Annotated in this window: 12 protein-coding genes; 5 read left to right on the plus strand and 7 right to left on the minus strand. The window is 70.6% G+C overall.

What is annotated here, in order from left to right; genetic code table 11:
- Positions 1–5: 5 nt before the first annotated feature.
- Together MWM08_RS13630 and MWM08_RS13635 are read left to right on the plus strand one after the other, a co-directional pair.
- Positions 6–1,523: a YifB family Mg chelatase-like AAA ATPase gene (locus tag MWM08_RS13630; protein WP_244406979.1), complete on the plus strand. Its 1,518-nt coding sequence runs from the start codon at positions 6–8 to the stop codon at positions 1,521–1,523.
- Between the two features lie 84 nt (positions 1,524–1,607).
- A complete protein-coding gene (locus MWM08_RS13635) occupies positions 1,608–2,312 on the plus strand; it encodes a hypothetical protein (RefSeq protein ID WP_244406980.1) in 705 nt (234 codons plus the stop codon).
- 6 nt (positions 2,313–2,318) lie between these two features.
- On the opposite strand, the gene MWM08_RS13640 is transcribed toward MWM08_RS13635, so the two are convergent.
- Positions 2,319–2,711 carry a YraN family protein gene (locus MWM08_RS13640; RefSeq protein WP_244406981.1) on the minus strand — a complete coding sequence of 131 codons (393 nt, stop codon included), beginning with the start codon at positions 2,709–2,711 and terminating at the stop codon, positions 2,319–2,321.
- A 17-nt stretch (positions 2,712–2,728) separates the two neighbouring features.
- Between MWM08_RS13640 and ggt the strand changes: the two genes are divergently transcribed.
- Genes ggt through MWM08_RS13655 form a run of 3 tightly spaced genes read left to right on the plus strand, consistent with a single transcriptional unit; the run spans position 2,729 to position 5,631 of the window.
- Complete coding sequence (gene ggt, locus MWM08_RS13645) at positions 2,729–4,405, plus strand: gamma-glutamyltransferase (protein ID WP_244406982.1); 1,677 nt, start codon at positions 2,729–2,731, stop codon at positions 4,403–4,405.
- On the plus strand, positions 4,398–5,105 hold the full coding sequence (locus tag MWM08_RS13650) for a hypothetical protein (RefSeq protein ID WP_244406983.1): 708 nt from the start codon (positions 4,398–4,400) through the stop codon (positions 5,103–5,105). The genes ggt and MWM08_RS13650 overlap by 8 nt, the downstream gene beginning before the upstream one ends.
- A 52-nt stretch (positions 5,106–5,157) precedes the next feature.
- Positions 5,158–5,631 carry a CreA family protein gene (locus MWM08_RS13655; protein ID WP_244406984.1) on the plus strand — a complete coding sequence of 158 codons (474 nt, stop codon included), beginning with the start codon at positions 5,158–5,160 and terminating at the stop codon, positions 5,629–5,631.
- A gap of 219 nt (positions 5,632–5,850) precedes the next feature.
- Here the strand turns inward: MWM08_RS13655 and MWM08_RS13660 are convergent, their stop codons facing one another.
- The 6 genes from MWM08_RS13660 to MWM08_RS13685 form a co-directional block, all read right to left on the minus strand.
- The gene (locus MWM08_RS13660) at positions 5,851–6,651 is read right to left on the minus strand and encodes a M48 family metalloprotease (RefSeq protein ID WP_244406985.1); all 801 of its coding nucleotides are present in this window, start codon (positions 6,649–6,651) and stop codon (positions 5,851–5,853) included.
- A gap of 132 nt (positions 6,652–6,783) precedes the next feature.
- Complete coding sequence (locus MWM08_RS13665; protein WP_244406986.1) at positions 6,784–7,815, minus strand: ABC transporter ATP-binding protein; 1,032 nt, start codon at positions 7,813–7,815, stop codon at positions 6,784–6,786.
- A complete protein-coding gene (locus tag MWM08_RS13670; RefSeq protein WP_244406987.1) occupies positions 7,808–8,794 on the minus strand; it encodes an ABC transporter ATP-binding protein in 987 nt (328 codons plus the stop codon). Before MWM08_RS13670 ends, MWM08_RS13665 begins: the two co-directional genes overlap by 8 nt.
- Positions 8,794–9,708 (minus strand): ABC transporter permease, encoded by a 915-nt coding sequence (locus MWM08_RS13675; protein WP_244406988.1) that lies wholly within the window; start codon positions 9,706–9,708, stop codon positions 8,794–8,796. Before MWM08_RS13675 ends, MWM08_RS13670 begins: the two co-directional genes overlap by 1 nt.
- Positions 9,709–9,711: 3 nt before the next feature.
- Positions 9,712–10,695, minus strand: a complete 984-nt coding sequence (locus MWM08_RS13680) for an ABC transporter permease (protein WP_244406989.1) — start codon at positions 10,693–10,695, stop codon at positions 9,712–9,714.
- Between the two features lie 54 nt (positions 10,696–10,749).
- Positions 10,750–12,336, minus strand: a complete 1,587-nt coding sequence (locus MWM08_RS13685) for an ABC transporter substrate-binding protein (protein ID WP_244406990.1) — start codon at positions 12,334–12,336, stop codon at positions 10,750–10,752.
- Positions 12,337–12,364 lie beyond the last annotated feature (28 nt).

A 12,364-nucleotide genomic window follows, 5' to 3' on the forward strand; every position in this document is an offset into this window, starting at 1 on the left:
ACGCCATGACCATCGCCCGCATCGCCACCTTCGCCTTTGCCGGCATCGATCCCGTGCCGGTCGAGGTGCAGGTGCAGATCGCCCCTGGCCTGCCGGCCTTCCTGCTGGTCGGGCTGCCCGACAAGGCGGTGACGGAAAGCCGCGAACGCGTGCGCGCCGCACTCACCGGTCTTGGCCTGTCGCTGCCGCCGAAGCGTGTGCTGGTGAACCTGGCGCCCGCGGACATCGCCAAGGAAGGTTCGCATTTCGACCTGCCCATCGCGCTGGCGCTGCTCGCCGCCATGGACATCATCCCGAAGGAAGATGCGGCAGGATACGCCGCACTCGGTGAACTCTCGCTGGACGGTTCGATCGTTCCGGTCGCCGGCGTGCTGCCCGCGGCGCTCGGGGCCAGCGCGCGCGACCTCGGCCTGATCTGCCCCGCAGCACAAGGCGGCGAGGCCGCCTGGGCCGGGCGGATCGAGGTGCTGGCCGCGCCCGACATCCATTCGCTGCTGAACCACTTCAAGGGCGTCCAGCACCTCTCGCCGCCGGCCCCGCCCGCACCCGACACAAAGCCCCGCAGCACGGCATGCCTGTCGGAAGTGAAGGGCCAGGAATCCGCCAAGCGCGCCATCGAGATCGCCGCCGCCGGCGGCCACAACCTCCTGATGATCGGCCCGCCAGGCGCGGGCAAGTCGATGCTCGCCGCGCGCATGCCCGGCCTGCTGCCGGACCTCTCGCCGGCCGAGGCACTCGAAGTCTCGCTTGTCCACTCCATCGCCGGCATGCTGGAAGGCGGCCGGCTGGTGATGCGACCGCCCTTCCGCGACCCGCACCACTCGGCGTCGATGCCCGCGCTGATCGGCGGCGGCGCGCGTGCCAAGCCCGGCGAGATCAGCCTGGCCCATCGCGGCGTGCTGTTCCTCGACGAATGGCCGGAATTCCCGCGCCCTGCGCTGGAGGCGCTGCGCCAGCCCATGGAAACCGGCCGCACCACCATCAGCCGCGTCCATGCGCACGTCACCTACCCCGCGCGCTTCCAGTGCATCGCGGCGATGAACCCCTGTCGCTGCGGCTACCTGGGCGACGCAGGCCGAGAATGCGGCCGCGCCCCACGTTGCGGCGAGGACTACCAGGGCCGCCTTTCCGGCCCGCTGATCGACCGCATGGACCTCACCATCGAGGTCATGCCCATCCCCGCCGCCGAACTCACCCGCGCGCCCGCCGGCGAGACCTCCGCCACCGTCGCCGCCCGCGTGCAGGCCGCGCGCGACGCCCAGCGTGCCCGCTACGGCGCGGACGGCCCGCCCAACAATGCCGAGGCCGAGTTGCGCCACCTGCAGCCGCTGCTCGACGCCGAGGCCGAGGCGCTGCTGGAGACGGCCGCCACGCGACTGCGCCTCTCCTCCCGCGGACATGTGCGGACGCTGCGTGTCGCGCGCTCCATCGCCGACCTGGCGGGCAGCGTCACCATCCGCCGCGCACATGTGGCGGAAGCCCTGGCCTTCCGCCATCGCATGCCCGGTCGCGCCGCGGCCTGACCCCCCCGCGACGTCACGGCATTGTCATCGCGGCCGCCGCCTCGCCGTGGCTAGCATTCCGCCTCCCGAACAAGGCAGGCGCGCATGAGCGGCAGCACCCCCGCCCCCGTCATCGACCAGGACGAATGGGGCATCTGCGGCTTCGTCAGCGTGCTCAACGCGTTGCACGAGGCCGGGCCGCTCGTGCGCTTCGGCCACGCCCTGTCGATCGACCAGATCCACGAGCGCCTCGCCGTCGAGGTCGTCACCTTCCTGAAGTTCGTCGCGGCGCACGAGGCGATCGCCGATGGCGATACGCGCGTCATCGGCTCGCGTGCCGGCCTCGCGGACCGCATCGTCGCCTTCAGCCGCGAACTCGGCGGCACCGCCACGACGCTGAACGGCCTCGTCAGCGAGATCGAGGGCCAGGTGATCACCGCCAGCGTCGCGATCGGGAGCGGCAGCGCCGGCAGTTGGGCGCACACCTGGGGCGACACGGTGGTCGCCATGCCGGTCAGCGGCATGTGCGCCTACCTCGAATGGCACAAGGTCAAGCACAGCCTCCGGGCGACGCCGCTGGCCCTGAACGGCGCCACGCTGAGCGGGCAGACGAATTGCGTGGTCGGCCTGTCGGATACGCGGCGCCCGCGCTCCGCCGATCCGGAATGCGGCATCCTGCGCCACTGGGTCTATGTGGATCGGGGCGGCATCGTCCTGAACTGGGGCGCCCGCGTGGATGTCAGCGGCGGCCTGCCCGCCAACCTGACAAGCAAGTACGATGGAATCTGCCACGTCATCGAACTGCTCTGATGCCGCTCAATCCCCCAGCCTGAACGCATCGGCAATCCGCCGCGCCGTCCCGTCCGCCGCCACGATCACCACATCGAAGCGCATCCCCGCGGCGCCGCGCCCGGGGTTCGCCGCGACCCAGCATTCCGCCGCCGCGACCAGCCGCGCGCGCTGGCGCGGACCCAGCGCGAAAGCCGCCTCGCTCAGGGACGGTCGCGCCTTCACCTCGATGAAGGCAAGCAAGCCGTCGCGTTCCGCCACCAGGTCGATCTCGCCCGCCGGCGTCCGTGCGCGCCGCGCCAGCACGGCCCAGCCCTCGCGTTCCAGGGCGACGGCGGCGATGCCCTCCGCGTCGCGGCCCGACGCCTCGGCGCGCCGCCCGCGGATCAGCCTGCGCGTGCGCTGCCCGAAATCCTGCATTGCGCTATCCTCGCGCGATGATCCTCCGCCGCGCCATCCTTCTTCTGCTGCTCACGATCGCGCCCGCGCAGGCCGAACCCGCCCGCCGCCACATGGTCGTCGCCGGCCATCCGCTGGCCGCGCAGGCCGGGCTGGAGGTGCTGCGCGAAGGCGGGTCCGCCGTCGATGCCGCCGTGGCCGTGCAGATGGTGCTGACATTGGTCGAACCGCAATCCTCGGGCATCGGCGGCGGCGCCTTCCTGCTGAACTTCGACGGCGCCACAGGCCGCATCGCCGCCTGGGACGGGCGGGAGACCGCCCCCGCTGCCGCCACCCCCGACCTGCTGCTGCGTGACGGCCGCCCCATCCCGTTCCTGACCGCCATGGCGAGCGGCCGCGCCGTCGGCGTGCCCGGCACCGTCGCCATGCTCGAAGCGGCCCATCGCGACCACGGCCGCCTGCCCTGGCCGCGCCTGATCGCGCCCGCCATCGCGCTCGCCGAACAGGGCTTCCCGATCAGCGACCGCCTGGCGCGCGACATCGCCGGCGACATGCTGCTGCTGCGCCGCGACGCCGGTGCCGCGGCGTATTTCTTCGACGCGCAGGGCCTGCCGCTGCCCGCCGGCCACCGGCTGCGCAACCCCGCGCTGGCAGCGACCCTGCGCGCCATCGCCGAACACGGTGCGGCGGCCCTGGCGCGTGGGCCGATCGCCGAGGACATCGTCGCCGCCGTCACGCGCCATGCGCTGCCCGGCGCCATGTCCACGACCGACCTCGCCACCTACGCCCCGCGCCGGCGCGACGCCGTCTGCACGGCCTATCGCCGCTATCGCGTGTGCGGCTTCCCGCCGCCATCGTCGGGCGGCATCGCGGTGGCGCAGATCCTCGGCCTGCTCGGCCATTTCGACATCGGGCGGCTCGACCCGCGCGGCGCCGACGCGGCGCATCTGCTGGCCGAGGCCGGGCGCCTCGCTTTCGCCGACCGCAACGCCTATGTGGCCGATCCGGATTTCATCCCGGTCCCGACGCGCGGCCTGGTCGATGCCGCCTACCTCACCACCCGCGCGCAGCTGATCGACCGCGACCGCGCCATCGCGACCCCGCGCGCCGGAAACCCGCCCTGGCGCGAGACGCGCTTCGCCCCGCAGACCCAGGATTTCGAAGCCGGCACCAGCCACCTCTCGATCGTGGACGGCGCCGGCAACGCCGTGGCGATGACCACGACCATCGAGGCGCTGTTCGGTGCCCGCATCATGGTCCGCGGCTTCCTGCTCAACAACGAATTGACCGACTTCTCCTTCATGCCCGAGCAGAATGGCCGCCTTGTTGCGAACCGACCGGACTCCGGCAAGCGGCCGCGGTCGTCGATGTCGCCCTCCATCGTACTGGATGGCGACGGGCGCCTGCATGCGGTGGCCGGTTCGCCCGGCGGTGCGCGCATCATCGGCTATGTCGCGCAGGCGCTGGTCGCGCTGCTCGACTGGGGCATGGCCCCGCAGGAGGCCGCGGCGCTGCCCCATATCGGCACCATCGGCGGCGCGGTAGAACTCGAGGCCGATACGCCGGCAGCAGCCCTCGCCCCTGCCCTGCGCGGGCGCGGCCACGACGTGCAGATCCGCGACATGAATTCCGGCCTGAACCTCATCCGCGTCACGCCGCACGGCCTGCTCGGCGGCGCCGATCCACGGCGCGAAGGCGTGGCGCTCGGTGACTGAGGCGCCCTACCGCAACGAGACCCTGGCCGCGCCACCGGCCGTGGCCGCCGAACTCGAACGCCTTGCGGCCCTGCACGGGCAGGCACCCAGCCGCAGCGTGCTCGGCGGCCTGCTCGGCATGGGCCTCGTGATCGCGGTGGTCTACGGCATCATCGGCCTGCTCGACCTGGCCTTCGGCATCATCGAGGCCGCGCACTGGCTGGTGCTCGTGCTCGGCACGGCCATCCTGGTGCTGCCCCTGCTGCTGATCAGCCTTCGCGACGCGCGCCTCGCCGCGCCCGCCCAGGCTGCCTTCGCCCAACGCCTGCGCGCGGACCTCGCCACCGGCCGCGTGCTGCGCCACACCCTGCACCGCGACGCGCGCCACGCCTTCGTCCCGCACGAGCACGGCGTGATCCATGTCTGCCCCGCGGACGATGCACAGACCCTCTACCTCGACCTGTCGAGCATCAGCGACGACCCGCGCCACGACCACTGGTACGCGAAGGGCCTGATCGACCGCACCTCCTGGATCTGGTTCACCACCACGGACGGCGCCGTCCTGCTCGGCTTCACCGCCGAGGGCGACGCATTGCCGCGCCACGAGATCACCACCACGGACGGCATGGATCTCTGTGCCTTCCTCGGCTCGCCGGGCGATGGCGACCTCGTCGCGCGCCCCTGGCCGGAGACGGAGGCTTTTTTGCGCGGCGCCCTGTGACCAGATGCGGCCTGCCGCGTTGACTCGCCGCACCCACGACCGGAGCCACGCCATGACCCGCGCCATCGCCGCCTGCCTCGCCCTGCTGCTCGCCTTTCCCGCCGTGGCGCAGGAGGAGACGACGCGCATCGGCTACGTCAACACCGCCATCACCAACCTCGGCCTGACGCGCAGCCATCGTGTGGTCGTGGAACGCTTCTCCGACCCCGAGGTGGCGGGCGTATCCTGCTACATCAGCCAGGCCCGTACCGGCGGCGTCACCGGCATGGTGGGCCTGGCGGAGGACCCCGGCCGCTTCTCCCTCACCTGCGTCGCGACCGCGCCGGTGCGCGTGGCGGACGGTGCGCGCCGCGGCGAACGCGGCGAGCAGGTCTACGAGAGCGACACCTCCCTGTTCTTCAAGGAAACCCGCGTCCACCGCTTCATCGACGAGGCGGCGGGCACCGTCGTCTACCTCGCCTGGTCGACGCGCCTGGTCGACGGGTCGCCCTACAACGCGGTCGCCGTCGTGCCCTACACGCGGTGACGCAGGCACCGACCGGATGGCATCATCCGGTCGCGTGACCACGCTCGCGACAAAAGCGCCCGGCGACCTGGCCGCGCGCGCCAGGGCCAACGACGGCGGCCCTCGCCGGCATCAACCGACCTAGCCGCCGTGCCGCGATCAACCGACCCAGCCGCCGTGCCGCGATCAACTGAACCAGCCGCCGCGCCGCGATCAACTGAACCAGCCGCCGCGCCGCGATCAACTGAACCAGCCGCCGCGCCGCGGCGAGGCACCAGGGTCGCGCGCGATCTCTGCCGCGGTGCGCCGCCAGGCCGCGAGCCGCTCCGGCCCCGCCGGATGCGTATCCAGCCACGAAGTGACCTTGTCGCCCGACAGCTTCGCCAGCTTGGCGAACAGCCCGCCCGCCCGCTCGAGGTCATAACCCGCCCGCGCGGCGATATGCGCGCCAAGGTAATCCGCCTCGCGCTCCTGCGCCTTCGAGAAGGTCAGGCTCGCCGCCTTCGCGCCGGTCTCGGCCCCCAGCTGCGCCAGGCCGATATCCAGCCCGACCACATCCTGCGCCGCCTGCCCCACCGCGGCCCCCACCGTCGCCGCGATGCGCATGCGCCGCGTGCCCTCGACCAGGTGCCCCGCGACATGGTGCGCGATCTCGTGCGCCACCACGCCCGCCAGCTCGTCGTCGTTCGACACCAGCCGCATCAGCCCGGTGGTGACCGTCACGCCGTTCGCGTCATGCGCGAAGGCGTTGGGCACGGATGCGGGCATCAGCGCGACGCGGAAGTCGCAGTCGCGCCCGAGTTCCGCCCGGCAGAAGGGCTGCGCGGCGCGGATGGTCCGGTCGGCCACGCGGCGCAGCATGGCGGCGTCCTGCTCGGGCGTGCGCAGTGTCGCGCGCGGCACAGGCGCAGCGGCGATGTCGCGCGTCGCGGCCGCGATTGCGGCGCGGTCGACCGGCGGGGGCAGCATCGCGTCGTCGCAGCCCGCCAGTAGAAGGCCGGCGAGCGCAAGCGAAGCCATGACAGGACGGCGCGAGGCCATCGGGCAAAGATCCTCCATCGCGGCCCGGCCCCATGCCGGCCCGCGTCGGATCCGATTGTAACGACGTGGCCGTTGCGCAGGGGTGTCGGCGTGCAACGGCGCGTAACCCCGGCCCGCCACGGGCGGATCGCGTCAGGCCGCGCTGCGCGCGATGGCGGGCATCGGCATGGCGTCGTCGCGCCCTTCCTCGACCGCGTGGCAGGCCACCATCGCGTCGCCGGCCGGCTTGAGGTCCGGCCGTTCCCGCTTGCAGCGGTCATTCGCCAGCGGGCAGCGCGGATGGAAGGCGCAGCCGGACGGCGGCGTGATCGGCGACGGCACCTCGCCACCCACCGGGATGCGTTCCCGCCCCGTCATCTCGAGGTCCGGGATCGCCTCCATCAGCGCGCGTGTATAGGGGTGGCGCGGGCGGCGGAACAGCGTCTCCGCCGGCGAGAGTTCAGCCAGCCGCCCGAGATACATCACCCCGATCCGGTCGCTCACCTGCCGCACCACGGCCAGGTTGTGGCTGATGAACAGGAAGGTGAGGTTGAGCCGCTGCTGCAGCTCCTTCATCAGGTTCAGGATCTGCGCCTGCACGCTGACGTCCAGCGCGCTGGTCGGTTCGTCGCAGACCAGGAATTCCGGGTTGGACGACAGCGCGCGCGCGATGGAGATGCGCTGGCGCTGCCCGCCCGAGAATTCATGGGGGAACTTCACGCGATCGAGCGGCGACAGCCCCACCTGCGTCAGCAGCTCCGCCACGCGGTTGTCCTGCTCGGCGCGCGTGCCCACCAGGCCGAAGGCGCGGATGGGTTCGGCGATGATATCCCCGACCCGCCAGCGCGGGTTCAACGACGCGTAGGGGTCCTGGAAGATCATCTGCATCCGGCGCCGCTGGTCGGCCAGGGCGCGCGCCTGCGCCAGATCCCGTCCGTCGAACACCACCGCGCCGCGCGTGGGCGCGTACAACCCCACGCACAACCGCGCCACGGTCGACTTCCCGCAGCCGGATTCCCCCACCAGCGACAGCGTCGTGCCCTTGGGGATGGCGAAGGAGATGCCATCCACCGCGCGCAGCGTGCGCCGCCCCTCGCGCGCGAGGGCGCGTTGCAGCAGCGGGCGACTGACATCGAAATGCCGCGCGAGGTCGCGCACTTCCAGCATGGGCGGCGCGTCAGCCACGGGCGGCCTCCGTATCGTACAGCCAGCAGGCAGCGCGCGTTGTGCCGGCATCGAGCAGGTCGGGCCGCAATTCGCGGCACTTGCCAAAGACCTGCGGGCAGCGCGGGTTGTACGCACAGCCCTGCGGAATGGCAGACAGCCGCGGCATCGCGCCATCGATCTGCGCGAGGCGCTCGACCCGCCGGTCGAGCGGCGGGATCGAGCCCATCAGCCCGGCCGAATACGGGTGGTTGGCGTGCTTCACCACCTCGCGCACCGGGCCGATCTCGGCGATGCGCCCGGCATACATGACGGCGACGCGGTCGGCGGTCTCGGCGATCACGCCCATGTCGTGCGTGACCAGCATCATCGCCGTACCCTTCTCCCGCGCCAGCGTCTTCAGCAGCGCAATCACCTGCGCCTGGATCGACACGTCCAGCGCCGTGGTCGGTTCGTCCGCCACGATCAGCTTTGGTTCGGCGCAAAGTGCCAGGGCGATCACCACGCGCTGGCGCATCCCGCCCGAGAACTCGTGCGGGTAGCTGTCGATCCGCTGCGCGGCGGCCGGGATGCCGACCAGTTCCAGCCATTCGATGGCGCGCTTCTTCGCCTCCGCCGGGCCAATCGGCAGGTGCGTCGTCATCGTCTCGGCCAATTGCCGGCCCACGGTATAGAGCGGGTTCAGCGTGGTCAGCGGATCCTGGAAGATCGCGCCGATCTCGCGCCCGCGAATGCGGCGCATCTGCTCGTAGCGCAGATTGTCGATGCGCTTGCCGTTCAGGAGGATCTGCCCCTTCGCGATCCGCCCGGGCGGCTCCAGCAGGCCGATGATGGCCGCGCCCGTCATCGACTTGCCCGCGCCGGATTCACCAACCACGCCCAGCACCTCGCCGGGGCTGATGGAAAACGACACGTCGTCGAGCGCGACCAGCGTTCCCCGCCGCGTGGGAAACTCCACGCGCAGGTTGCGCACTTCCAGCAGGGGAGCAGCGTTCGACATCAGCGCAGCTTCGGGTTCAGGGCGTCGCGCAACCAATCGCCCAGCAGGTTGACGGACAGCACCATCGCGATCAGCGCGACCCCCGGGAAGATCGTGATCCACCACTCGCCACTGAACAGGAAATCGTTGCCGATCCTGATCAGCGTGCCGAGCGATGGCTGCGTCGGCGGCACACCCACCCCCAGGAAGGACAGCGTGGCCTCCGACAGGATCGCGAGGCCCAGGTTCAACGTCGCCACCACCAGCACCGGCCCCAGCACATTGGGCAGCACGTGGCTGACCATGATCCGCACGCGCGTGACACCGATCACGCGCGCCGCCTGCACGTATTCCTTGTTGCGCTCGACCAGCGTCGACCCGCGCACGGTGCGCGCGAATTTCGGCCATTCGCTGATGCCGATGGCGAAGATCACCACGAACAGCGCGATCTCGGCATGGACTTCCCGCGGTAGTGCGGCGCGCACCACGCCATCCACCAGCAGCGCCACCAGGATCGACGGGAAGGTCAGCTGGATGTCGCAGATGCGCATCAACAGGCTGTCCAGCGCCCCGCCGATATACCCCGCCAGCAGCCCGAGCGTGACCCCCAGCAGCGTCGCGAAGATCGTCGCGGACAAGCCCACCAGCAGCGATACCCGCGCCCCGTACATGATGGCCGAGAGCACGTCGCGCCCCTGGTCGTCGGTGCCGAGCACGTAGTCGCGCGCGCCCTCCTCGGTCCAGGCCGGCGGCTTGAAGGCGTCACTCAGGTTCAGCGACGCCAGGTCGAAGGGGTTGTGCGGCGCGATCCACGGCGCGAACACCGCCCCCAGGATGCACACCGCCGCCACGATGGCCGACACCACCGTGACCGGCGACCGCGTGAAGGAAAACCACAGGTCGGAATCGAGGAAGCGCTTCACCGCCGCGGCCATCGCTCAGTGCCCCCCCTTGCCGCGCCCGATCCGCAGCCGCGGATCGACGGCGTAGTAGAGCAGGTCCACGATCAGGTTGATGGTCACGAAGACCAGCGCGATCAGCAGCAGATACGCGCTCATCACCGGGATATCCGCCGCACCGACCGACTGGATGAACAGCAGCCCCATCCCCGGCCACTGGAACACGGTCTCGGTCACGATGGCGAAGGCGATGATGGCACCGAGCTGCAGGCCCACGATGGTGATCACCGGCACCATGGTGTTCTTCAGCGCATGGCCGAAATGCACCGCGCGGTTGGGCAGGCCGCGCGCGCGGGCGAACTTGATGTAGTCGGTGCGCAGCACCTCCATCATCTCGGCCCGCACCAGGCGCATGATCAGTGTCAACTGGAACAGCCCGAGCGTGATCGCCGGCAGCACCAGCGCCTTCACCCCCGTCCAGGTCAGGAAGCCGGTCGTCCACCACCCGAGCTTCACCGTATCCCCGCGCCCGAAGGACGGCAGCCAGCCGAGCGAGACGGCAAACACCAGGATCAGCAGGATGCCGATCAGGAAGGTCGGCAGCGACACGCCGATCAGGCTGAAGGTCAGGAAGAAGCGGCTCAGCCAGGAATGCCGGTACAGGCCGGTATAGACCCCCATCGGCACGCCCACGGCCAGCGCCAGGATCGCCGCGGTAAACGCCAGTTCCAGCGTGGCCGGCGCGCGCTCCGCGATCAGGTCCGCGACAGGGCGCGACAACCGGTAGGACAGCCCGAACTCGCCCTGCACCGCATTGCCGATGAAGGTGCCGAACTGCACCCAGAACGGCTTGTCGAGCCCAAGGTCGGCCACCAGCGCATCGCGCTGCGCCTGCGTGTAGTCCTGACCCAGCATGATCGCGACCGGGTCGCCCACATAGGCGAACATCGCGAACGAAATCAGCGCCACCGCCAACAACACGGGTAGCGCCTGCAGGATGCGGCTGATGATGAAGGCGAACATTCTGTCACTCCGGCGCGGGCGCGGCGGCAACCACCGCCGCGCCCGCGGTTCAGGTCAGTTCATCCGCGCCCAGCGGAAATAGGGCTGGTTGTTCGCCATGTGCGGGATGGTGAAGTTGGACCGCATCGCCCAGGGGATCATCTGGTGGTGCAGCGGGATGTGCGGGACGTCCTCGCGGTAGATGCGCAGCGCCTCGCGGATCGCGTTGTTCCGCGCATCGCCCGACTGGTTCACCATGATGTCGATCAGCGCATCCATCCGCGGGTTGGAATACCGCCCGTAGTTCCAGATCCCGTTGCCCTGGCCACCATCGCGCGAACGCAGCAGCGACTGGAACGAATACAGCGCATCGAGCGTGGGGACGCCCCAGCCGAGCAGGTAGATGGAGGTGTCCTCGCGCTGGATCTTCTGGAAGAACGGACCCAGCGGCATGGCATTCAGCTGCGCGCGCACGCCGATGCGCGCCCACATCGCCACGATCGCCTGGCAGATCTGCTCGTCGTTGATGTAGCGGTTGTTCGGGCAATCGAGCGTGATGCCGAAGCCGTTCGGATACCCCGCCTCGGCCAGCAGGGCGCGCGCGCGCGCCTGGTCATAGGGCAGGCGCACGTCTTCCTCGCGCGAGTACCCGTTCACCTGCGGCGGGAAGAAGGTGCCTGTCACCACCGACTGCCCGCGCATGGTGGTGCGATGGATCGCCTGGATGTCGATCGCCTGGTACAGCGCCTGGCGCACCCGCAGGTCCTTCAGCGGATTGCGGTCGGTCACGTCGCTGTACAGCAGCCGGTCACGATGCGTGTCCATGGCCAGGAAGATGGTGCGCACCTCCGGCCCCTCGGTCACGCGGATGCCCGGCGCCGCGCGCAGCCGGTTGAGGTCCTGCAGCGGCGGGTCGAGCACGAAGTCGACTTCGTTCGACAGCAGGGCCGCGATGCGCGTCGCATCGGACGCGATCGGCCGGTAGATGATCTCGGTGATGTTGCCCTCGCGGCTGCCGGGCTCGGCCCAGCCCCACCAGTCGGTGTTGCGCACCAGCACGGTGCGCACGTCGGGCTCGCGCACGGACAGGCGGAAGGCGCCGGTGCCGTTGGTGTTGCGGGTGGTGTGCATCTCCTCCCGGTTGCGCGTGTTCTGCGGGCGGGTGGAATTGTGCTGCTCGGACCACGACCGCGACATGATCATCAGTGACGCGATCTTGTTGGGCAGGATCGGGTCGGGCACGCGGGTGATGATGTCGACGATGAAGGGTTCGACCTGCACGGCGCGGTCGATGGTGTCGACGAAGATGCCGTAGTTGGAGGTCGGCTGCTGCGCGCGGGTGATCGAGAACACCGCGTCATCGGCCGTAAAGGCCTGGCCTTCGTGGAACTTCACGCCCTCGCGCAGCCAGAAGCGCCAGCGGTTGGGTTCCACCTGCTCCCACCGCGTCGCCAGGCCCGGCGCCAGGCCGAGTTCCTGCGTGCGCTGGATCAGCGGGTCATAGATCTGCTGCAGCACCATGGTCACGGTGCCGAGGTTCTGGCTGTGCGGGTCCATGGTGTTCGGATCGCCCGACGCGGCCCAGCGCACCGTGCGCGCCTCGCCCAGTCCCGCCGCGCCCAGGCCCACGGCCAGTGCGGCCGCCATCAGCAGCTTACGCATCCCTTTGCACTCCCTTTTTTCGCGGCCA

The sequence above is a fragment of the Roseomonas fluvialis genome, assembly GCF_022846615.1.
Taxonomy (GTDB): domain Bacteria; phylum Pseudomonadota; class Alphaproteobacteria; order Acetobacterales; family Acetobacteraceae; genus Neoroseomonas; species Neoroseomonas fluvialis.

Coding starts and splice junctions, on each gene's coding strand:
- MWM08_RS13630 (WP_244406979.1), top strand. CDS start 6: ATGACCATCGCCCGCATCGCCACCTTCGCCTTTGCCGGCATCGATCCC.
- MWM08_RS13635 (WP_244406980.1), top strand. CDS start 1,608: ATGAGCGGCAGCACCCCCGCCCCCGTCATCGACCAGGACGAATGGGGC.
- MWM08_RS13640 (WP_244406981.1), bottom strand. CDS start 2,711: ATGCAGGATTTCGGGCAGCGCACGCGCAGGCTGATCCGCGGGCGGCGC.
- ggt (WP_244406982.1), top strand. CDS start 2,729: ATGATCCTCCGCCGCGCCATCCTTCTTCTGCTGCTCACGATCGCGCCC.
- MWM08_RS13655 (WP_244406984.1), top strand. CDS start 5,158: ATGACCCGCGCCATCGCCGCCTGCCTCGCCCTGCTGCTCGCCTTTCCC.
- MWM08_RS13660 (WP_244406985.1), bottom strand. CDS start 6,651: ATGGCCTCGCGCCGTCCTGTCATGGCTTCGCTTGCGCTCGCCGGCCTT.
- MWM08_RS13670 (WP_244406987.1), bottom strand. CDS start 8,794: ATGTCGAACGCTGCTCCCCTGCTGGAAGTGCGCAACCTGCGCGTGGAG.
- MWM08_RS13675 (WP_244406988.1), bottom strand. CDS start 9,708: ATGGCCGCGGCGGTGAAGCGCTTCCTCGATTCCGACCTGTGGTTTTCC.
- MWM08_RS13680 (WP_244406989.1), bottom strand. CDS start 10,695: ATGTTCGCCTTCATCATCAGCCGCATCCTGCAGGCGCTACCCGTGTTG.
- MWM08_RS13685 (WP_244406990.1), bottom strand. CDS start 12,336: ATGCGTAAGCTGCTGATGGCGGCCGCACTGGCCGTGGGCCTGGGCGCG.